The 20,061-nt window shown below is 62.2% G+C and carries 22 protein-coding genes and 1 pseudogene; 19 read left to right on the plus strand and 4 right to left on the minus strand.

What is annotated here, in order from left to right; genetic code table 11:
• Positions 1-45 precede the first annotated feature (45 nt).
• The 9 genes and pseudogenes from rplB to rplX all read left to right on the plus strand — a co-directional run bounded on the left by rplB (position 46) and on the right by rplX (position 4,073).
• Positions 46-876 (plus strand): 50S ribosomal protein L2, encoded by an 831-nt coding sequence (gene rplB / locus DW661_RS05095; RefSeq protein ID WP_055250219.1) that lies wholly within the window; start codon positions 46-48, stop codon positions 874-876.
• Positions 877-908: 32 nt separating this feature from the next.
• Entirely contained in the window at positions 909-1,169 is a 261-nt protein-coding gene (rpsS, locus tag DW661_RS05100; RefSeq protein ID WP_006235035.1) for a 30S ribosomal protein S19, read from the plus strand.
• Positions 1,170-1,183: 14 nt separating this feature from the next.
• A complete protein-coding gene (gene rplV / locus DW661_RS05105; protein WP_006235036.1) occupies positions 1,184-1,555 on the plus strand; it encodes a 50S ribosomal protein L22 in 372 nt (123 codons plus the stop codon).
• Positions 1,556-1,561: 6 nt separating this feature from the next.
• Positions 1,562-2,272, plus strand: a complete 711-nt coding sequence (gene rpsC / locus DW661_RS05110) for a 30S ribosomal protein S3 (RefSeq protein ID WP_117638027.1) — start codon at positions 1,562-1,564, stop codon at positions 2,270-2,272.
• A pseudogene (gene rplP, locus DW661_RS05115) lies at positions 2,272-2,667 on the plus strand (50S ribosomal protein L16); the annotation flags it as partial. The gene rpsC and the pseudogene rplP, both read left to right, overlap by 1 nt.
• Positions 2,668-2,774: 107 nt before the next feature.
• Positions 2,775-2,990: a 50S ribosomal protein L29 gene (gene rpmC, locus DW661_RS05120; RefSeq protein WP_006235039.1), complete on the plus strand. Its 216-nt coding sequence runs from the start codon at positions 2,775-2,777 to the stop codon at positions 2,988-2,990.
• Positions 2,991-3,006: 16 nt separating this feature from the next.
• Positions 3,007-3,267, plus strand: coding sequence for a 30S ribosomal protein S17 (gene rpsQ / locus DW661_RS05125; RefSeq protein WP_006235040.1), 261 nt, complete (start codon positions 3,007-3,009; stop codon positions 3,265-3,267).
• A gap of 118 nt (positions 3,268-3,385) precedes the next feature.
• Positions 3,386-3,754 carry a 50S ribosomal protein L14 gene (rplN, locus tag DW661_RS05130; RefSeq protein ID WP_006235041.1) on the plus strand — a complete coding sequence of 123 codons (369 nt, stop codon included), beginning with the start codon at positions 3,386-3,388 and terminating at the stop codon, positions 3,752-3,754.
• Between the two features lie 13 nt (positions 3,755-3,767).
• On the plus strand, positions 3,768-4,073 hold the full coding sequence (gene rplX, locus DW661_RS05135; RefSeq protein ID WP_006235043.1) for a 50S ribosomal protein L24: 306 nt from the start codon (positions 3,768-3,770) through the stop codon (positions 4,071-4,073).
• A 766-nt stretch (positions 4,074-4,839) separates the two neighbouring features.
• Here the strand turns inward: rplX and DW661_RS10305 are convergent.
• Complete coding sequence (locus DW661_RS10305; RefSeq protein WP_231501554.1) at positions 4,840-4,941, minus strand: IS3 family transposase; 102 nt, start codon at positions 4,939-4,941, stop codon at positions 4,840-4,842.
• A 329-nt stretch (positions 4,942-5,270) separates the two neighbouring features.
• Here DW661_RS10305 and DW661_RS05145 point away from each other — a divergent pair, with 329 nt between their 5' ends.
• The 8 genes from DW661_RS05145 to DW661_RS05180 all read left to right on the plus strand — a co-directional run bounded on the left by DW661_RS05145 (position 5,271) and on the right by DW661_RS05180 (position 13,338).
• Entirely contained in the window at positions 5,271-5,615 is a 345-nt protein-coding gene (locus tag DW661_RS05145; RefSeq protein WP_233543590.1) for a 5'-methylthioadenosine/S-adenosylhomocysteine nucleosidase, read from the plus strand.
• Between the two features lie 227 nt (positions 5,616-5,842).
• On the plus strand, positions 5,843-8,584 hold the full coding sequence (locus tag DW661_RS05150) for a PRD domain-containing protein (RefSeq protein ID WP_118934870.1): 2,742 nt from the start codon (positions 5,843-5,845) through the stop codon (positions 8,582-8,584).
• Between the two features lie 123 nt (positions 8,585-8,707).
• The gene (locus DW661_RS05155; RefSeq protein ID WP_089572478.1) at positions 8,708-9,181 is read left to right on the plus strand and encodes a PTS sugar transporter subunit IIB; all 474 of its coding nucleotides are present in this window, start codon (positions 8,708-8,710) and stop codon (positions 9,179-9,181) included.
• A gap of 9 nt (positions 9,182-9,190) precedes the next feature.
• Positions 9,191-9,976 (plus strand): PTS sugar transporter subunit IIC, encoded by a 786-nt coding sequence (locus DW661_RS05160; RefSeq protein WP_089572477.1) that lies wholly within the window; start codon positions 9,191-9,193, stop codon positions 9,974-9,976.
• Between the two features lie 2 nt (positions 9,977-9,978).
• Complete coding sequence (locus DW661_RS05165; protein ID WP_117638024.1) at positions 9,979-10,812, plus strand: PTS system mannose/fructose/sorbose family transporter subunit IID; 834 nt, start codon at positions 9,979-9,981, stop codon at positions 10,810-10,812.
• A 26-nt stretch (positions 10,813-10,838) separates the two neighbouring features.
• Positions 10,839-11,237, plus strand: coding sequence for a PTS sugar transporter subunit IIA (locus tag DW661_RS05170; RefSeq protein ID WP_089572475.1), 399 nt, complete (start codon positions 10,839-10,841; stop codon positions 11,235-11,237).
• 12 nt (positions 11,238-11,249) lie between these two features.
• Entirely contained in the window at positions 11,250-12,374 is a 1,125-nt protein-coding gene (locus DW661_RS05175; RefSeq protein ID WP_172676343.1) for a glycoside hydrolase family 172 protein, read from the plus strand.
• A 79-nt stretch (positions 12,375-12,453) separates the two neighbouring features.
• The gene (locus DW661_RS05180) at positions 12,454-13,338 is read left to right on the plus strand and encodes an ROK family protein (protein ID WP_197032763.1); all 885 of its coding nucleotides are present in this window, start codon (positions 12,454-12,456) and stop codon (positions 13,336-13,338) included.
• 116 nt (positions 13,339-13,454) lie between these two features.
• Here the strand turns inward: DW661_RS05180 and DW661_RS05185 are convergent, their stop codons facing one another.
• Positions 13,455-13,697 carry a hypothetical protein gene (locus DW661_RS05185; protein WP_117862208.1) on the minus strand — a complete coding sequence of 81 codons (243 nt, stop codon included), beginning with the start codon at positions 13,695-13,697 and terminating at the stop codon, positions 13,455-13,457.
• Positions 13,698-14,323: 626 nt separating this feature from the next.
• Here DW661_RS05185 and DW661_RS05190 point away from each other — a divergent pair.
• Both DW661_RS05190 and DW661_RS05195 read left to right on the plus strand, forming a co-directional pair.
• Entirely contained in the window at positions 14,324-15,403 is a 1,080-nt protein-coding gene (locus DW661_RS05190; protein ID WP_118934872.1) for a Gfo/Idh/MocA family protein, read from the plus strand.
• A gap of 3 nt (positions 15,404-15,406) precedes the next feature.
• On the plus strand, positions 15,407-16,153 hold the full coding sequence (locus DW661_RS05195) for a DeoR/GlpR family DNA-binding transcription regulator (protein WP_117778548.1): 747 nt from the start codon (positions 15,407-15,409) through the stop codon (positions 16,151-16,153).
• Positions 16,154-16,604: 451 nt separating this feature from the next.
• On the opposite strand, the gene DW661_RS05200 is transcribed toward DW661_RS05195, so the two are convergent.
• The gene (locus DW661_RS05200) at positions 16,605-17,264 is read right to left on the minus strand and encodes an RluA family pseudouridine synthase (RefSeq protein ID WP_233539069.1); all 660 of its coding nucleotides are present in this window, start codon (positions 17,262-17,264) and stop codon (positions 16,605-16,607) included.
• Between the two features lie 15 nt (positions 17,265-17,279).
• Positions 17,280-19,775: a U32 family peptidase gene (locus DW661_RS05205; protein ID WP_118934874.1), complete on the minus strand. Its 2,496-nt coding sequence runs from the start codon at positions 19,773-19,775 to the stop codon at positions 17,280-17,282.
• Between the last annotated feature and the right edge of the window lie 286 nt (positions 19,776-20,061).

Below are 20,061 nucleotides of genomic sequence, written 5' to 3' on the forward strand. Positions count from 1 at the left end.
TCCCTGTCTGCGATGGCTAACGGATTCCTATTGAAAGGGATTGTAATGGCTGTAAAGCACCTTAAGCCGACCTCCGCTGGTAGGCGTTGGCAGACGATCTCCGATTTCTCCGAGATCACCTGCACCAAGCCCGAGAAGTCTCTTCTCGAGCCCCTGCCCAAGAAGGCCGGTCGTAACAACAACGGCCGCATCACCACCCGCCACCAGGGCGGCGGCGTGAAGCGTCGTTACCGCGTGATCGACTTCAAGCGCAACAAGGACGGCGTGCCCGCCAAGGTTGCCACGATCGAGTACGATCCGAACCGTTCCGCTCGCATCGCTCTGCTGCACTACGCTGACGGTGAGAAGCGCTACATCCTGGCCCCCAAGGGCCTCGAGGTCGGCCAGACCATCATGTCCGGTTCTGACGCCGACATCAAGCCGGGCAACGCTCTGCCCCTCGCCGACATCCCCGTCGGTACGCTCATCCACGCCGTCGAGTTCCAGCCGGGCAAGGGCGCTGCTATCGCCCGTTCCGCCGGTAACTCCTGCCAGCTGATGGGTAAGGAGGGCAAGTACGCTATCGTCCGTATGCCTTCCTCCGAGATGCGCCGCATCCTCGTTACCTGCCGCGCCACCGTCGGTGAGGTCGGCAACGCCGATCACGCCAACATCGTCATCGGCAAGGCCGGCCGTAAGCGTCACATGAACGTGCGCCCGACCGTCCGCGGTACCGTCATGAACCCTGTCGACCACCCGCACGGCGGTGGCGAGGGCAAGAACCACACCTCTGGTCGTCCCTCTGTTACCCCCTGGGGTAAGCCGACGAAGGGCCTTCGTACGCGCAAGAAGAAGAAGGTCTCGAACCAGCACATCATTCGTCGCCGTAAGAAGTAATTTCGGATACCGAGTTTTAGGAGAAAGCACTTATGAGCAGAAGTCTCAAAAAGGGCCCGTTCGTGGAGACTCGCCTTCTCTCGCGTATCACCGCGATGAACGAGGCTGGCAAGAAGGACGTCGTGAAGACCTGGTCCCGCGCGTCCACCATCTTCCCCGAGATGGTTGGTCACACCATCGCCGTCCACGACGGCCGCAAGCATGTGCCCGTGTATGTTACCGAGTCCATGGTTGGTCACAAGCTCGGCGAGTTCGCGCCGACTCGTACGTTCCGTGGCCACAAGGCCAAATAGGGGGTTAACCGTAAATGGCAACTAAGTCTATTGAAACTGAGGCCACCGAGGTTCGCGCCGTCGCTAAGTACGTGCGTGTTTCCCCCAGCAAGGCCCGCCTGGTGGTCGATCTGATCCGCCGCAAGCCTGTCGCTCAGGCCTTCGACATCCTCCACTTCTGCGACCGCGCCGTCGCCGTGGATGTCGAGAAGGTTCTCCGTTCCGCCGTTGCGAACGCCGAGAACAACAACGGTCTGCGTGCCGACAACCTGGTTGTCGCCGCTGCCTATGTTGACGAGGGTCCGACGCTTAAGCGCATCCGTCCCCGCGCCAAGGGTTCCGCTTCTCGCATTCTGAAGCGTACTTCCCACATCACCGTCGTCGTTGCTCCTCGAAAGGAGGCGTAAAGCTGTATGGGTCAGAAAGTCTACCCCACCGGCTTCCGTCTTGGCATCACCGAGAACTGGCGCTCCCGCTGGTTCGCAGAGAAGGATTACGCTAAGACCCTCGGTAACGATCTCGAGATCCGCAAGTACCTCGAGAAGCGTCTTTCCCGCGCAGCTGTCTCCCGCGTCGAGATCGAGCGCGCTGGCGACAAGGTGAAGGTCATCATCCTCACCGCTCGCCCCGGCGTTGTCATCGGTAAGAAGGGTGCCGAGATCGATACCCTCCGCATCGAGCTCGAGAAGGTCGCTGGCGTCTCCAAGGGCCAGCTCTCCGTCGACGTTGTCGAGATCAAGCGCCCCGAGCTCGACGCCAACCTCGTTGCTCAGTCTATCGCCGAGCAGCTCGAGGGCCGCGTTGCCTTCCGTCGCGCTATGCGCAAGGCTGTCCAGTCTGCCCGCAAGGCCGGCGCTAAGGGCATCCGTATCCAGTGCTCCGGTCGTCTCGGCGGTGCCGAGATGGGCCGTCGTGAGTGGTACCGCGAGGGTCGCGTGCCTCTGCACACCCTCCGTGCCAAGATCGACTACGGCACGGCTGTCGCCAGCACCACCATGGGCGCTTGCGGCGTGAAGGTCTGGATCTACCTGGGCGAGAAGCTCCCGGGCCAGCCTGTTCCCAACCCTGCACTCGAGGGCTCTTCCCGTCCTCGTCGTCGTAACTCCGAGAGGAGGGGTCAGTAGTGCTTGCCCCTAAGCGTATTCTTCACCGCAAGGTGCAGCGTGGCTCCATGAAGGGCCAGGCCAAGGGTAATACCGAGCTGCATTTCGGCGAGTTTGGTATCCAGGCTCTCGAGGCCCATTGGATCACCAACCGTCAGATCGAGGCCGCTCGTATTGCCATGACCCGCTACATGAAGCGTGGCGGTCGTGTCTACATCACGATCTTCCCCGATAAGCCCATCACCAAGAAGCCTGCCGAGACTCGCATGGGTTCTGGTAAGGGTAACCCCGAGGAGTGGGTGGCCGTCGTCAAGCCCGGCCGCATCATGTTCGAGGTCAAGGGCGTGCCCGAGGAGGTCGCTCGCGAGGCTCTGCGTCTTGCACAGCACAAGCTTCCCATCAAGACCAAGATTGTTGCTGCCAAGAACGCTGAGCAGCGCATCGAGAAGGAGATGGCTGAGGAGGCCGCTCTCGAGGCCAAGTGGGCTGCTGAGGACGCCGCCGCCGCCAAGGAGGAGAACTAATGAAGCCCGCAGAGATTCGTGAGCTCTCGGACGCTCAGCTCGTTGAGAAGCTGAAGGAAATGCGCGCCGAGCTCTTTAACCTTCGTTTCCAGATGGCCACCAGCCAGCTGGACAACACCGCTCGCGTCAACACCGTGAAGAAGGACATCGCTCGCGTCCTCACGGAGCAGCGCGCCCGCGAGATCGCAGCGGAGAAGTCCGCTGTCGCCGAGTAGGACCTAAGGAGAGAACATGACTGATTCGCGTAACTCGCGTAAGGTCCGTACGGGTGTCGTTACCTCCGTCTCCGGTGCCAAGACCATTGTTGTCACCATCACCGAGCGCAAGCGTCACCCCAAGTACGGCAAGATGATGACCAGCTCCAAGAAGCTGCACGCTCACGACGAGGAGTGCACGGCTGGCGTGGGCGACACCGTCCGCGTTATGGAGACCCGTCCTATGTCCAAGATGAAGCGTTGGCGCCTCATCGAGGTCGTCGAGCGCGCTAAATAAGCAGTCGCTCTTACGACTTGTACGTTTCCGAAGATGTGCGTATGCCTGGCTTGCATACCACGGGCCGTATAAAGGCTGCGCACCTCTCTTCGGTTCTTAGTTCGGAGGAACATCTACCATGATTCAGATGCAAACCATGCTGAACGTCGCCGACAACTCCGGCGCTCGCAAGATTCGCTGCATCAAGGTGCTTGGCGGTTCCAAGCGTCGTTATGCAGGCATCGGCGATGTGTTCATCGGTGCTGTCCAGGAGGCTACCCCTGGCGCCAACGTCAAGAAGAAGGACGTTGTCCGTTGCGTCGTCGTTCGCACCGTTAAGGAGATCCGCCGCAAGGATGGCTCCTACATTCGCTTTGATGAGAACGCCTGCGTTGTCATCAACAACGATGGTTCGCCCGTCGGCACCCGTATCTTCGGGCCCGTCGCTCGCGAGCTTCGTGACAAGAAGTACATGAAGATCGTCTCGCTCGCTCCCGAGACCCTGTAGTTAGGGGAGATATATGTATATCAAGAAGGGCGATAAGGTCCAGGTTCTCTCTGGTAAGGATCGCGGCAAGCAGGGCGTTGTCCTGCGTGCTCTCCCCGCCGAGAACAAGGTCGTTGTCGAGGGCGTTTCGGTCGTCAAGAAGGCCGTCAAGCCCAACGCTGCCAACCAGCAGGGCGGCATCGTTTCGCAGGAGGCTCCCATCGACGCCTCCAACGTCAATCTCGTCTGCCCCGAGTGCGGTAAGGTTACCCGCGTCGGTCACGAGAAGGACGGCAAGAACAAGCTGCGCGTCTGCAAGAAGTGCGGCCACAAGTTCTAAGCTGCCCGCAACATCAAGTTGCTAGCAAAGGCCCGGATGCCACGGCACCCGGGCCTTTTTCTATCCCCACTCGATGGCTTCGGTTCTGCCGTCCTGTCATTCCGGTTGCATCCAGTTTTCGGTGCCGTCTCGAATCGAGTGCCGCCAGGTGACACCCTGTCGCGTTTCGTCGGCTTCGGGGACAAAAGTCGGGACAACTCCAAAAACTATTTTCGAACTCAGGGCTTTGAGTTTTTGTTTTTGTCCCAAAGGGCGCGACGGGATGCCTTTGGAGGCTCGATAGCGCCGAAAACGCCCGTTTTGAAACTTAAATGCCTTTTCGCGTGCAAGCCGCCAGCTGCAATAGGAAGTGAATCAACGCAGGTGGCTTTCAAGCAGTTTGCAAAACTGCAGGTCGCAGGTCTTCATTGCCAGTAGGAGAAATGAGTAGTCTCAGGTGGCTTGCCCATGAGTTGACGAACGGGATTTGAGATTACGCTGACGTCCGGAAACGCTTCGAGCACGGCGTTACGTTTTTGGGGTTGGGCGTAGCCCCTGCACCCGCGAGCGCGGGCCTTAAGCCCGCCGAGAGGGTGACGCGTCGAAAACGAAGGGGAAAGAGAGAAGGGGCCGTCCCTATCATTCAGGTTGCGACCGAAGAAGACAAGGAGACCCCCTGAGCCTGAATGATGCCCCACAGACCGCGTCCGACCGAGCTCAAGCCGAGCTTTTCCTGACGTCCGCCTTCGCGAAGATGATGGCTGGATTGGCTATGGATTGGCAACACTTATTTGGACGATTCCGGGAGGGACGGCCCCGCCTCCCTGAACTCGACCGGCGACATGTAGCCCAGCGTCGAGTGGATCCTGAAGTTGTTGTACCAGTGCACGTAATCCAAGAGCTTGGCTCGGAGCTCGCGCGTCCCTCCTCGATCCTTCGGAGTGGCCGACGATTTCCCCGTTGCAGAGGTCGACGAGCAGGCAGACGTAGTTCCACGACGCCCCGACGCGCACGCAGGCCAAGTCGCTGCATATATGGGTGTACGGCGCCCTGCCGCCGAAGCCGCGCGCGACGACGTTCGACACGTCGGCCTCGTTGATCGCCCCGGGGTGCACCTTGAACCTTTTCCTGCCGTATGCGCCGGCCAGGCCGTTCTCCCTCATGATGCGGCAGACGCGGCGCCGGCTGACGGTAACGCCCGACCTCCCGGGCGACGCCTTGATCTTGCGCGATCCGCTCCGGCCCTTGCTGGCGGCGTGCGCCGCCGCGGCCGCCGTCGCCCCCGACATTAAGGTCCTCAAGGGCCGCGTCGTCTCCGGCGACCAGTTTGTCTCGCCCGCGGAACAGAAGGAGCGAATCCTCGCGATCTTCGGCGACCTGTGCTGCGAGATGGAGGGCTGCACCATCGCGCAGGCCGCCTATCTCAACGGCGTGCCCCTCGTCGTCGTGCGCGCCATCAGCGACAAGCCCTGCGCCGAGGGCCGGGTCGTCGACTACAACACCTTCGAGAAGAAGGCCGCCTGCGACTGCGCCCGCATCGCCGCGCGCATGGTTAAGCTTTAGGCCCTGCGCGCCGGGGCCCTTCTTTATGTTGGGACCCCGGCGCGCCGGGGCCCTTTCCAAAGCGAAGTGTCGAGCCGAAGTGTTGAGCGTCGGCCCTGAATGTTCAATGGCCGTTGTTTTCTGCCCCTCAAGTGGTGGACTTTTCCTCGGAGCTGTTGATTCCCCCACGCGCCCCCTTCCGTTCTCTGTTCTCCCCTTATACTCCTTGTACGAGGAGGTAAGAAGTCATGGACAAGACCACACAGGACAGCTTGGCAAAGAAACCCGTCGACATGAGGGACAGGATTCTCGAGCATCTCGAGGCCCTCACCTCTGCCGTCTCGCTCGACGACCTTGCCCGTCTGTCCACCTCCGACATCGCCGAGACACTCATCATCTCCAGGAGCCTGGCGAGCCAGTACCTCAACGACCTTGTTCGCGCCGGTCTTGTGGTTAAGGTGGCGGGCAGGCCTGTCCGTTATTTTCATCGCCGCGCGTTCCAGAAGCGTTTTCAGGTAAAGCTCTCTGCAAGCGAGTACGCCTCGCTCGCCGACCTCATCCAGGCGACGGGAATCGCCGATCACCGCGACTTCGCGCGTGCCGTGGGCTTCGACATGAGCCTCAGCTCCGTTGTCGAGCAGTGCAAGGCTGCGGTTCAGTACCCTCCGTTTGGCCTGCCCATCCTCTTGAGCGGCGGCGTGGGTGTCGGTAAGTCTTTCCTTTCTCGCCTTGTGTACGAGTACGGCAAGAACCAGGGCTTGCTGTCCCGCGACTCCTCCTATGTGCGCATCGACTGCGCCGGGGTCCCGGACGCCGCCTCGTTCAACGGGCTTCTTGACGAGTCGATCGCGAATGCGCGCGGGGGTGTGGTCTTTGTCAACGGCATCGAGGCACTCTCTCCCTCTGCGATGGAGCACTGCCTTGCGACGGCCCTCGGGCTCGATGCCTCCCAGGATGCGCCGCGCGCTCGCCTCGTTCTTTCGACGACGCTATCCGCCGATGACCTGAAGGTTTCCTCGGCCTACAGCAAAATGCCCATCTGTGCCCGCGTCCCCTCACTCAAGGAGCGGACCCCCGAGGAGCGCGAGGATCTCATCTTGAGCTTCCTGCGCAGCGAGGGGTGCCGAATCGGTTCTGATGTGAAGATCAGCCGCGGCGCATACCGTTGCCTCGTGAACGCGGACTTTTCCGATAACATCGCCGGCTTGCGCGCCTGCGTGACGAACTGCTGCGCCAAAGCGTTCCTCAATCGCGAGGGCGACTACGTCGTCGTTCGCCCGTATCTTCTTCCCAGCGGGCTCCTCTCCTCCGCGCAGATCGATCAACAGCCCGACGATGGCGTTCTGATCGACGCGTCTCTGGATGCCGCCGAGAGCACAGGGCCGGTCGAGCAGGCGCTCGATGCCCTGTGCTCCCTCGATGAGCGATTCTGCGCCGGGGAGCTCTCTGTCTCCGAGCTTGTCTCGCAAGCTGTCTCCGCTGTGCGCGGCGTTGAGGATCACTTGATCTTCGACCACGGCGTCGCCTCCTCGAGGTCGCGCGCCTTCGAGCGCGTCGTGGGCGCGGTCCTTGCCGACGCAGGCTCTTCTTATGGCATCGAGCTTTCGAGGAAGGTCGCTTTTCTACTGGCCCAGGAGGTTTGCCTGCAGTTGTGGCCGGGTATCGGCCTGGCTAAGCGAAAGTCTGCCTGTGCGGAGCAAATCTCCCATCTCCTCGGTGCCGTGACCTCCGAATTGCCGTTTGCCTCGAGTGTCTCCGATCAGGTCGCCGCAGACGTGGAAGGGGCGCTGGGAATCTCGCTCGATCACTTCACGAAGACGCTTCTGACGCTGTGCGTCGCATCGGAGTCTCGCGATGCGAAGGCCCTTCGGACGCTCTGCGTCATCCTGTCCCACGGCTACTCAACGGCGACGAGCATCGCCGACGCGGCGAACCGTATGCTCGGCATGCATGTGTACGAGGCTGTCGACATGCCCTACGACCAGCAGCTGAAGGACATCGTCGGTCCGCTCCAGCGCCTCGTCGACCGCCATTCCTACTGCACCGGGGTCGTGTTCCTCGTCGACATGGGCTCCTTGGAGGAGGCCTATAAGGCCCTCGAGAACGTTACCGACTCCACTATCGGCGTGGTGAACAACGTCTCTACCGGTCTTGCGCTCGAGATCGGGGTCGGGCTGCTCGGCGGCAAGTCCATCGCCGAGGTTCTTGGCGATGCGACCGCCGCGTGCGTGACGCACTGCAAGGTGATCGAGCGCGTCAACCGTGAGGACGCCATCGTCTTCTGCTCCGAGTCCGGGGTCGACGCCGCGGAGAGGATACGCCAGCTCGTCTCGCAGAGCCTCCCGCGCACCATAGGCGCGCGCCTGCTCACGAGGCCCTTCAAGCAGCTCGTCGCGAACGGGTCGAACGACGCCGTTTTCTCCGAGCACCGCGTCTGCGCCGTCATCGGCACGGGAGACCCCGGGGTCGCCTCCGTCCCCTTCGTCGCCCTCGAGGACATCATGTCGACGGCGTCCGCCTCTAAGGTTGATGTCGTGTTCGGCAGGTGGCTTGACGCTTCCGAGCTCTCTTCTTTCCACGAGAAGCTGCTCTCGAACATGACGCTGCAGAACGTCATCCGCTCCATCACCATCCTCGACCCGGAGCGGCTATTCCATGAGATCGAGAGCGCCGTGCACGAGCTTCAGCGCAGGACAGGCGAGAAGATCGGCAGCAACGCCATCATTGGGCTCTACGTTCACCTCTGCTGTCTCGTCGAGCGCCTTGTTACCAGAAACCCCATTGAGACCTACGTTGGCCAGGACCGCTTCGAGGAGGAACGCGCCGATTTCATCGAGTCCTTCAGGCAGAGCTTCTCGAGCATCTCGACGCGCTATCGCGTAGAGGTTCCCGTAAGCGAGATCGCATATGTCTTCGACTACATAAGCGTGAGCGCCGCCCCGGCGCGAGAAGAGCGCCTCGGCTCCTCGGACCTCCTGCTCGACGAGTGACCTTCCCCGCGCCGCCGCAAGCTGACCGCGCGTCCTCAATAATCCGATAACCCCTTGCCCGGCGCGAATCCGGATAGCGCCGAGGCAGTACCGAACGTAAAACTTCATTTGATAGGAGCAAACATGAGTGTTGTTATGGCACGAATCGACAATCGCCTGCTTCACGGCATCATCGTGACGCAGTGGGCCCCGGTGTCGGGCGCGACCCGAGTCATGGTCATCGACGACAAGGTCGCCGGCGACGAGGTCCTGAAGTCCACCATGAGGATGGCGCGCCCCGCGGGCATGGCCGTTTCGATCATCTCCGAGCAGACCGCGCTCAAGAACTTCGCCGCGGGCAAGTACGACCGCGAGAAGGTCTTCGTCATCGCCAAGGAGCCCGAGACGATGCTTCGCCTGGTCGAGTCGGGCGTCGAGCTCCCGTCGCTGGTCGTCGGCGGCTCGCTCGTCAAGGAGGACGGCATCCAGCTCACCCAGCGCGCCTACGCCTCCGCCGAGAACGTCCAGAGCTACAAGGCGCTCATCGCCCGTGGCGTCAAGGTGACGGCCCAGTTCGTGCCCGCCGACAAGCCCGTCTCCGTCGCAGACCTCATCTAAGGGGGAAATATGGTCAACTTCACTATCCTGCAGGTCGTCCTTTTGACCCTGCTGGCCTTCATCAAGCACGTGGACTACTACGGCATCCCGATGATCTTCGTCAATTACGCCGTTTTCTGGGGCCTCATCACCGGAGTCGTCATGGGCGACTGGAAGACCGGCCTTGTCATCGGCGGCACCATTCAGCTCATGCAGCTCGGCGTCGCGGGCTTCGGCGGCTCCTCCATTCCCGACTACGGCACGATGGCCATCATCGCCACCGCCTACGGCGTGACCCTGGGCTCCGACACGGGCCTCGCCATCGGCCTGCCGGTCGGCATGCTCGGCATCCAGCTCGACGTCGTCGCCAAGATCCTCAACGGCTTTGTCGTCGAGAAGTCCCAGAAGTTCTGCAACGAGGGTAAGTTCAATCAGATGAACGCCATCCTGTGGGTCTGCCCCGCGCTCTTCGGCCTGTGCGCCGCCCTGCCCGTCTTTGTCTCCGTGACGCTCGGCCAGCCCGCCGTCAACTGGCTCCTCGAGGTCATGCCCCAGTGGTTCCTCTCCGGCCTCACCCTCGCCGGCAAGATGCTCCCGGCCGTCGGTATCGCCATGCTGCTCCGCTACATGCCAACCGCCAAGTACTTCCAGTACCTGCTCGCCGGCTTCTTCCTCTCGGCCTTCCTGAACGTGCCCATCATCGGCGCCGCCATCGTCGGCGTTGCCCTCGCGATTGCGTTCTACCAGCGTGCCGAGAGGGACACCGAGCTCGCCGCCCACGCTTCCGCAGACGCCTTCATCGGAGAGGATGAGTAACCATGGAAAACGAGAACATCACCGCCGTCGCCGAGGGCAAGCCCTCCGGCTACAAGGTCACCAAGAAGGACCTGCGCAACGCGAACTGGCGCTGGCTCATGAGCGTGTGCACCTTCAACTACCAGACCCAGCAGGGCGCCTCAGTCGCCTACGCCCTCTCGCCGGTCCTGAGGAAGATCTACACGAACGACGAGGACTATAAGCAAGCGCTCAACAACAACTTCCGCTACTACAACACCCAGCCTTGGCTCGCCGCCATCATCCTTGGCGCCTGCGTGGCCATGGAGGAGCGCGACGGCCTAGCGGCGGCGGACGCCGTCCAAGACCTGAAGATCGGCACCATGGGACCGCTCGCCGGCGTCGGCGACTCCCTGCTCATGACCATGATCCCGACCATCATGGGCTCCATCGCCGCCTACATGGCCATCGAGGGCAACCCCGTGGGAGCCGGCATCTGGTTCGCGCTCATCCTGGCCATCTTCTGGGTCCGCATGCACGCCCTCGAGTTCGGCTACAAGCAGGGCGTGAAGCTCGTCACCGACTTCAGCGAGAAGCTTCCCAACCTCACTGCCGCCGCCTCCGTGCTCGGCCTCACCGTGGTCGGCTGCCTCATCGCCTCGGTCATCGGCGTCACCTGCCCGATTAGCTTCAGCTTCGGCGACGTCGCGATGGAGATTCAGCCGCTGCTCGACAAGATCCTGCCTGCCATGATCCCCGCCGCCATCACGGGAAGCGCGTATTACCTTCTTACCAAGAAGAACGCGAGCATGACGGCCCTCATCCTCGTGGTGATCGTCCTCGCGATGGTCGCCTCCGCCGCCGGCATCCTCGCCTAGCTTCGACCCAAGAGATTGGTGAATCAATGAGAAAGATAGTTGTGGCGAGCCATTCCCTTCTCGCCCAGGGCTTCAAGGACACCCTCGAGTTCCTTACGGGTAAGGGCGACGCCGTCAACGCCGTGTGCGCCTACGTGAACGACAACGGCGAGGGGCTCGACGCGGCGGTCGAGGCGGCTCTTTCGGGCACTGACGAGGTCGTCGTCCTCACCGACGCGTACGGCGGCAGCGTGAACCAGCGCTTTTCCCGCTTCGCCTCCGACCGGATCCACGTGATCGCGGGTGTCAACCTCCCGCTCGCCATGACGGTCGCGCTCGCGCGCCCCGACGAGAAACTCGACTTCGACGCCCTCGTCAACGAGGCGCGCCAGCAGATCATCTACGTGAACGGTGCCAGTTCCGCCGAGTGCGACGACGACGAATAGAGGAGGTCGACGATGAGAGAGTTCCTTAAGGACGTGTGGATGCACGGCGGTGAGGAAAGCCGCGCCATCACCCCCGAGAACATCACGGGCGAGAAGGGCCGCGCCGCCATGTCGGCCAGCCACCTCGGCGTCGGCCGCAAGGGCTCGTGCTGCGTGCCCCTTGAGTCCGGCGAGACCATCACGCTCGCGGACATCGAGGGCCCCGGCATCATCCGCCACATCTGGATGACCGTCCCCGACAAGACCGCCGCCGGCAGCTTCGTCATGCGTGACCTCGTGCTGCGCTTCTACTGGGACGACGAGGAGACCCCCTCGGTCGAGTGCCCTGTCGGCGACTTCTTCTGCAACGGCTTCGGTGAGCGCGCCATCGTCAACTCGATGCCCATCTGCGTGAACCCGACGGGCGGCATGAACTGCTACTTCGAGATGCCCTTCAGGAAGCACGCCAAGGTCACGCTTACGAGCGAGCACCCCGGGTTCATTAAGTACATCTTCTACACGTTCAACTACGCGCTCACCGACGTGCCGGACGACGCCATGTACTTCCACGCCCGCTTTAACCGCGAGCGCAGCACCCGCAGGGGCGTCGACTACACCGTGCTCGACGGCGTGCGCGGCAAGGGCTACTACGTCGGCACCTACATGGCCCTGTGCGCCCTGGAGCGCTATTGGTGGGGCGAGGGCGAGATGAAGTTCTTCCTCGACGGCGACGAGGAGTTCCCCACGGTCACCTCGACGGGAGCCGAGGACTACTTCGGCGGTGCCTGGGCCTTCCTCGACAGGCCGCCCCACGCGCTGCCCGAGGCGCAGTGCTTCAACACGCTGTTCGCCGGCTACCCGTACCGCTCGACGCGCGACGCCACGCGCGACCGCTTCAGCGCGGGCAAGCCGAACCCGAATCCGATGCTCGCGACTAACGACGACGCGCTGCCCAGGCACGGCCTCTACAGGTGGCACCTTCCCGACCCGATCTCGTTCAAGGAGGACCTGCGCGTGACGTTCCAGGACCTCGGCAACGACGACATCAAGCTCTACGAGCGCGAGGACGACATCTCCACCGTCGCCTACTGGTACCAAAGCGAGCCGCACGCCGTGCTCGCCCCGTTTGCCGCAAGGCAGGACCGCGTGCCCAGGTAGGGTCGCCTCGAAACAAGCCAACGTTATGGGCGCCCGCGGTTGACCATGACTGCGGGCGTCCCTTTGTAAGGAGGATCACATGAGCGAAAAGCAAATGAGGCTCGGCGCCCTCGAAGCCGGCGGGACCAAGATGGTCTGTGCCGTGGTGTCCGGCGACGGCGAGGTCCTCGACCGTATGGAGACCCCGACGCTTACGCCCGCCAAGACCGTCCCGCAGATGATCGAGTGGTTCACCGCCCGCGATGTGGACGCGTTGGGCATCGGCGCCTTCGGCCCGACCTGCGTCGACCCCAACGACGAGCGCTACGGCTCCATCCTCCAGACGCCCAAGCTCGCGTGGCGAGGCCATGGTCTTCGCGCCGCGTTCGCCGACGCCCTCGGGATTCCGGTGGCCTACGACACGGACGTGAACGTTGCCTGCCTCGGCGAAGTGGTCTTCGGCTGCTGCAAGGGGCTCGAGGACGCCGTCTACGTGACCATCGGCACCGGCGTGGGCGCGGGCGTCATGTGCGCGGGCAGACTCCTTCACGGCATGCTGCACCCTGAGGCCGGTCACATGCTGGTAAGGACCCGTCCCACCGAGGAGGGACGCTGCGTCTGCCCGAGCCACGCGAGCTGTCTCGAGGGGCTCGCCTCCGGCCCCGCCATCGCCGCGCGCTGGGGAAAGCCCGCGGCCGAGCTCGCGGACAACGATGAGGTGTGGGCGCTCGAGGGGGATTATCTGGGGCAGATGTGCGCGAACCTCGTGCTCATGTACTCGCCTCGCCGCATCGTCCTCGGCGGCGGCGTGATGCACCAGGAGCAGCTCTACGGCATCGTCCGCAAGAAGACCCTCGAATATCTGGGTGGCTACATCCAGACCGCCGAGCTTAAGGACATGGAGAGCTACATCTGCGCCCCGGGCTGCGGCGGCGACCAAGGAATCCTCGGCGCGGCCGAGCTGGCAAGAAGGGCGCTCGCGTAACTTGCGCTCTCTCCGCCATACAACGCGTTAAGAAAAGACGAGCGCTTCTTGCCAATTGAGCGGCAAGAAGTGCTCGTCTTTTGCATTTGTTTTTGGGGCAGGACGCCCCGCCTCCACTAGAGTCCCTGGACCGCCACACCCACGAGGTTTGGACCGGTGTGGACAAGAAGCGCGGGGCTGATGTCGGAGCGGACGACATCCACCGCGTTGGCCACGCGCTCGCACAGGGCCTGCTCCATGCGGTCGTAGAGGTCGGCGTGGGCCGAGGTGCGGCTCGCGGCAAAGCGCACCTCGGGGTGCTTCTCGACGATGGCGGCGATGAGCTTGGCCTCGGTGCGATGCGGTACTTGCACAGCCATTTCGTGTGCGCGAAGCTGTTGGCTTTCTGGGCCACAGCAATCACCTTCCCCCTAGTATGATGACCTGAACAATCCTCATGCTAGGGGGAAGGTTTTTGTCGCGTAGCGGAAATTGGCCTCCACCCGCTGAGCGGGTGGCTTTCTATGCCGCGCGTGCCGCGCGGCACGGACTAAAGTCCATGAATAAAAACGAGGAAGGCCACGTCCGGCCTCCCTCGCAAAGGGTCTCTGATTACTCCCACTCATTGGGGACAGACTTAAATGAGTGCTCTTGAAATGCCGGCGCCTGGGGACGTTCTTTTTCTGTCTGCAGTTTGGAACGTTCCTTTTCTGTCGGCAGTTTGGGACGGTCCTTAGAGCTGCAGCGCGCCATGAGCGACGAGGCGAAGCGGATCATCCTGTCTTTTGAGTTCTAAGCATAAGCCCCTGTCTCTGAGCAATGACCGGTTCGCATTTGTGCGCATTTACGTGCGTGGGATTGCGTGAATATGCGTATAGATGCGCCGTTTACGGGATAAAAATGACCGTTTAGCGGTGAGATACGCAAAAACGCGCACAGAAGCGCGTGTTTGTGCGAATATAGAGCTGTCAGAAAGCAAGGCGTTCTATGACACAGGAGGCACATAATGGCAGATTCCAAGCAGGCTCCGCTCGACGCCGCGGCAGCCGCCAAAGCAGCGTTCGCTTCGGTCCAGGACAAGCCGTTCCCCGACGATATTTTTACGGCTCCCGAGCTCCATTGGGCCGTCATCGGTTGCGGCGTTATCGCCAACCAGATGGCTCAGTCCCTTGCTCTTGCCGGTCGCAAGCTTGCGGGCGTCGCCAACCGTACGCCGTCCAAGGCTCAGGCTTTTGCCGAGCAGTATGGCATCGAGAAGGTCTACGACACGGTTGAGGACCTCTATGCCGATCCGAGCATCGACGCGATCTATATCACCACCCCGCATAACACTCATATCACCTATCTGCGCGCTGCCCTGGCAGCCGGCAAGCACGTGCTCTGCGAGAAGGCCATTACCCTCAATTCCGCTGAACTCGATGAGGCCCGTGCCATTGCCGCCGAGCACAACGTGGTCCTTATGGACGCTACCACGGTGCTCCACATGCCCTTGTATCAAGAGCTGCGTCGCCGCATGGATGCCGGCGAGTTCGGCCGCATGAACCTCGCTCAGCTCAACTTTGGTAGCTACAAGGAGTACGGCGACCTGACCAACCGTTTCTACAATCGCAACCTTGCCGGCGGTGCCATGCTCGATATTGGTGTGTATGCCCTGTCCGTCATGCGCCTGTTTATGGCGAGCCAGCCCGCCGAGGTCGTGTCTCTAGGCAACACCTGCGAGACTGGAGTCGATGTTGCGGGCGGCATCGTCTGCCGCAATGCCGAGCAGCAGCTGGGCGTCGTGAGCCTTACGCTTCACTCCAAGCAGCCCAAGCGCTCGGTCATCAGCTTTGACAAGTGCTACATCGAGGTCAACGAATATCCGCGTGCCGATCACGCGACCATCGTGTGGACTGCGGACGGCCACCGCGAGGAGGTCCACGCAGGCACCGAGGCTTACGCCCTGTGTTATGAGATGGCCGATCTTGAGAAGGCCGTTGCCGGCGACGACTCCAAGCGCGAGCTTCTGGATTATGCTTCTGATGTTATGGAGCTTATGACCAAGTTTCGCGCCGATTGGGGAGTCGTGTACCCCGAGGAGGAGTAAGCGATGCTTGCGGAAGATAGGCTCAACGCAATCGTGTCGATGGTGCAGCAGACGGGCTCGGTTACCGTACCGGAGCTTGCTGAGGCCCTGGGCGTGACGGCGTCTACCATTCGGCGCGACCTGCAGACGCTCAATCGCGCACACCGTATCGCCAAGGTGCACGGTGGGGCGACGAGCCTTGAGCGCGCGCACGTGACGCGCGACCTAACGCTTAATGAGCGCAGCGATCTCCATAACGACGACAAGGAACGTATCTGCGCCCGTGCGGCGGCGCTGGTGGAGCCCGAGAGCTTTGTGTACATCGACTCGGGCTCCACGACGCTCAGGCTCATCGAGCATCTTCCACACCTTGAAGGTGTCACCTATGTGACTGATTCCGTGCTCCATGCTCAGCATCTCGCTTTGCGCGGCATGCGTACCGTGGTGCTGGGCGGCGAGCTCAAACCCGAGACCGAGGCGCTCGTTGGCCCCGATGCCTTGGCAACCTTAGACCGTTACAACTTCAACTGCGGCTTTTGGGGCTCTAACGGCATTGCCGCCGAGCAGGGCTTCACGGCGCCCGATATCGAGGAGGCGCAAGTAAAGCGTATCTCGATGCGCCATACGGCCAAGCGCTTCGTAATCTCGGACGCCAGTAAATTTGGCATGGTGGCGCCCGTCAAGTTCGCGGACTTCCGCGATGCAACGATTATTACCGCAGGCGAGGTCCCCGCCAAGTACCGGGCAATGGACAACGTCGTCACGGTCTAACGGCAGGGACGGGCTAAGGCCAAAACCACCGCGAAGGTGCCCGTCCCCATTGTGGTGGTTAGTAATGAAAACTGAGTAGTTTTCTCAATAGAAAAGCGGCAACGTCCATTACGGGCGTTGCCGCTTTCGTTGTCTACCGGTTTAGTCTAAATCTGTAACAACTGGACCGCTTAAAGTGGGCTAGGTGTTACTGATTGAAATACTTCCGAATTGCGCCGTTCCTTTGTCTCAATCTGTAACATTTGGGATCGATTTTGCCGAGTTATTGTTACAGATTGAGATTTTCCCTTGAGGGGGATTCGAATGTCTCGATCTGTAACAGATAGACCGGAAAATGGGCTCTAACTGTTACAGATCGAGACGTTTTGGGACCGCGGCTGAGTCATCGTGGCGGCATGACGTTTGACCAGATAAAACCTGTCAAAATAAACCTGTCCCTTTTTGGCAGGATTTAGGGCTCCCAGGGGCAGGGGGCTTCGATGTGGATGTGCTCGCCAGTTACGGGATGCGTGAAGGATACGCTGTGGGCGTGGAGCATCAGGCCGCAGGGACGCGGCGTTCCGTACAGGTCGTCGCCAATCAAGGGATGATGCTCGCTTGCCAGGTGCACGCGGATCTGGTGCTTGCGGCCGGTGAGCAGCTCGACATCAATATACGAGCGCGTAGGCAGGCCACGGCGGCTCTTAAGGCGCTTGAGTACCTTGACGCGCGTCTGAGACGGCTTGCCGCTGGCGCCAACGCGCATCTTGCGGCTATCGTGGCGGTCGCGGGCGATAGGCTTGTCGATGAGCTTCTCGTTCCAGTCGATTTTGCCCTCGGCGAGCGCTAGGTAGTGCTTTTCGAACGCGTGGTCGATAATCATCTGGTCAAAGGCGGGCTGCGTCTGCTTGTCGAGTGAGAACAGCACCACGCCGGTGGTGTCGCGGTCCAAGCGGTTGAGCGGCTGCATGTCGGTCGCGGCAAAGCCGCCGCCCATCGCCAGCAGCAGGTCGCTGGCGTAGTCGGTGAGCGTGCGCTCGCCGGTGCCGTCGCCGTGGACGATCATGCCGGCGGGCTTGTCGATGGCCATGAGCCAGGCGTCGCAGTAGAGGACTTGAGGTTCTTCGTTCACGTGTAAGCCTTTCGGTTAGCTGATTCCCACAAACATGCAGCCCGAGGTGGCACCGCGCAGGCGGGCGGCGGGCTTGCGGCCGGCTTGCGCTGCCTCGACGGCGCGGCGGACGCGAGCGGTGGCGCGGCCCACCTCATCCGTCTCGAGCAGTGTGCCGTCCACCATAAGACGACGGACGCCGGCGTCGAGCAGCTGTGGTACCTGCGGCGTGAGGTCGATGGGGTAGGCGTCGTACAAGCGTGAGCGGCCGTGGATGTCGGTACGCACCGGCATGACCTTTCCGTCGATATTCTTGAGCGAGAGCTTACGGGCACGCAGGCGGCAGCTGGCACAATCGTGGATGCAACCGTTGGCAACCTGCAGAATGCAATGCTCGCTTGTCATGACGCGCGGGCGGCCAAAGACGGTGATGCCTAGAGCCGCGGGCGCGGCGGCGCCGAGCGAGACAATCTCGTCGAGCGTGATCTCGGGCGAGAGCCAAAACGCACCGGCTCCGCGCTCGGCAAGCGCCTCCATGCAGGGCGTGTTGTGCACCGGCAGGCAAGAGCGAATCTCGGCCGTGGCGCCAACCTGGGCGGCCAGGGCAAGCTCAGAGATGTTGCCAATAGCGACCGTGGCGCCGGCAACAACCCATGGGTCAACGCGGACGTGGTCAACGGCGCGGCAGACCTCGTCGAGTGCGGGCACAATACCCTGCTCAAATGCATCGGCAGGGGAGAGTCCGACAGCCTCGAGCGCGTCGGTGGTCATGTAGATGCGCGTTGCACCCTCCGCGCGAGCGGCCTCGGCGGCCTCGAGCGAGGTGACGGTGGCGCAGATCTGCGGCTCATCGCGGTAGTGCTCGGGCGCGGGGCGGGAATCATTGGTGACAATCGCCGGTAGCTCGAGCGTGCGGGCGCGCTCCTCGTACGGTGCCAGAATGGCCTCTTCCAGCGCCTTACAAGCGGCGGCGCGCACCTTGTGCACGGCGGAAAAGCCCATGCCGCAACTCTCGTCGAGGGCCACGTCAAAGCTCGCGGCCTCAAAGGGAGAGGAGCCCATGCGCCCGACGTGCTCAACCAGATCGGATGCCTCGACGGCGCGGGTCTTGGCGGCCTCGACGGTGAAGCCCGTGGCGGTGGCGGTGAGCGCGGGGTCGTCACAGCAGGTGAGCGTGACAGTAAACGGCTTGCCCAGGCGCGCCACGACGGATACATCAACAGCTCGGCGGCGCAGCACATCGCGCTTGAGCGCGGCGCTGGCAGCGTCGATGGCACGCTGGCTGCGAATCACGCGGACGCGGCAGCCCTCGGGCATGCTACGGGGCACGCGACACTCGATAACATCGCCGGCAGCGGCATCATCGGCGGCAATGGTGGTCAGGAACTGGTCAAACTCGTTATCGTGGCGAAGCTCCAGCAGGTCGCCCTTGCCCACGGGCTCAAACAGCTCAATGCGGGCGATGGCGGCGCGGCGACGGCGGTCGTCGGGCTTGAGGCCGCGCACATCGCGGCTGGCCGGGCGGCTGCCCAGCACCGTGCCCACGATCTGTCCGCGGTTGTTGGAACGCTCATAGCTCATCATCTCGTCGCCCGAGGTGCCGTCCTGATAGGCGTGCGTAAAGTCGCGGTTAAAGCAGCGCTTGAGCTGGCGCTGACGGGCGGCTTCCTCGTCCTTAGAGGTCGAAACATCGGCCAGCATATCGTCAATCTGATGACGATACACATCGACGATGGAGTACACGTAATCGGGCGCCTTCATGCGGCCCTCGAGCTTGAGCGACGCGGCGCCGGCGTCATACAGGCGGCGAACAAGTTGTGAGGTGTTGGTGTCACGCGGGCACAGCGCGCGCTCGCGACCGGCAGGGGAGAGCGAGCGACCGTTCTCGTCGATCAGCTCGTAAGGCAGGCGACAGGGTTGAGCGCACATGCCGCGGTTGGCCGAGCGGCCCGCCATGGCAAAGCTCGAAAGCAGGCACAGGCCCGAGTAGCAAAAGCAGATGGCGCCATGGCTAAAGACCTCAAGGTCCACATCGGGCGCGACATCGTGGATGGTGGCGATCTCGTCAATGGAGAGCTCGCGCGAGAGGGTCACGCGGTCGGCACCCTGCTCGCGGCACCAGATGGTTCCGCGGTCGTCATGGATGTTCGCCTGGGTCGAGATGTGTGTCTCGATGCCGGGCATCGCGCGCTTGACCTCAAAGAACAGGCCCCAGTCTTGGATGATAAAGGCGTCGGCGCCCAGCGTGGAGCAGCGATGGATGAGTTGCAGTGCATCGCTCATTTCGGATTCCTTGATGACGATGTTGACCGTGACGTAGACGCGCGAGCCGGCCAGGTGTGCAGCGCGGCAGGCTTGCTCAAAGGCCTCGTCGGTAAAGTTCGTTGCCTTGCGGCGTGCGTTGAAGCTGCCCATGCCGCAGTAGATGGCGTCTGTCCCGGCGGCGAGTGCGGCGGCAAAGGGCTCGGGCCCTCCGGCGGGCGCCAAAAGCTCGGGTCTGCGGTTGGTGGTTCGACTGGCGGTTGCGGTCATATCCTGCCTTTCAAAATGCTCAGATAATCAAAAGTATAGTGGTGCCGTCGCGGCAGGCGATGCCCGTGCTCTAAGCGGGATAAAGTCTTCAGCAGCTTGGACTGGCTGCTTCACATGAGAACCGTTCAGCGGTCTGGGGAAACCGTTGGGCGATAAAATATTCTCGCAACGTGATAATAATCTTGCATCGCGCGGAAACCTTGAGTACTATCCCAATCAAGCGCGGTGTTCAGACCGAACTGTGCCTCCCGGTGTGAACGCCGCGCTCCCGTTCCCTTTTACTTGT

This window comes from Collinsella sp. AM24-1, assembly GCF_003470325.1.
Taxonomy (GTDB): Bacteria; Actinomycetota; Coriobacteriia; order Coriobacteriales; family Coriobacteriaceae; genus Collinsella.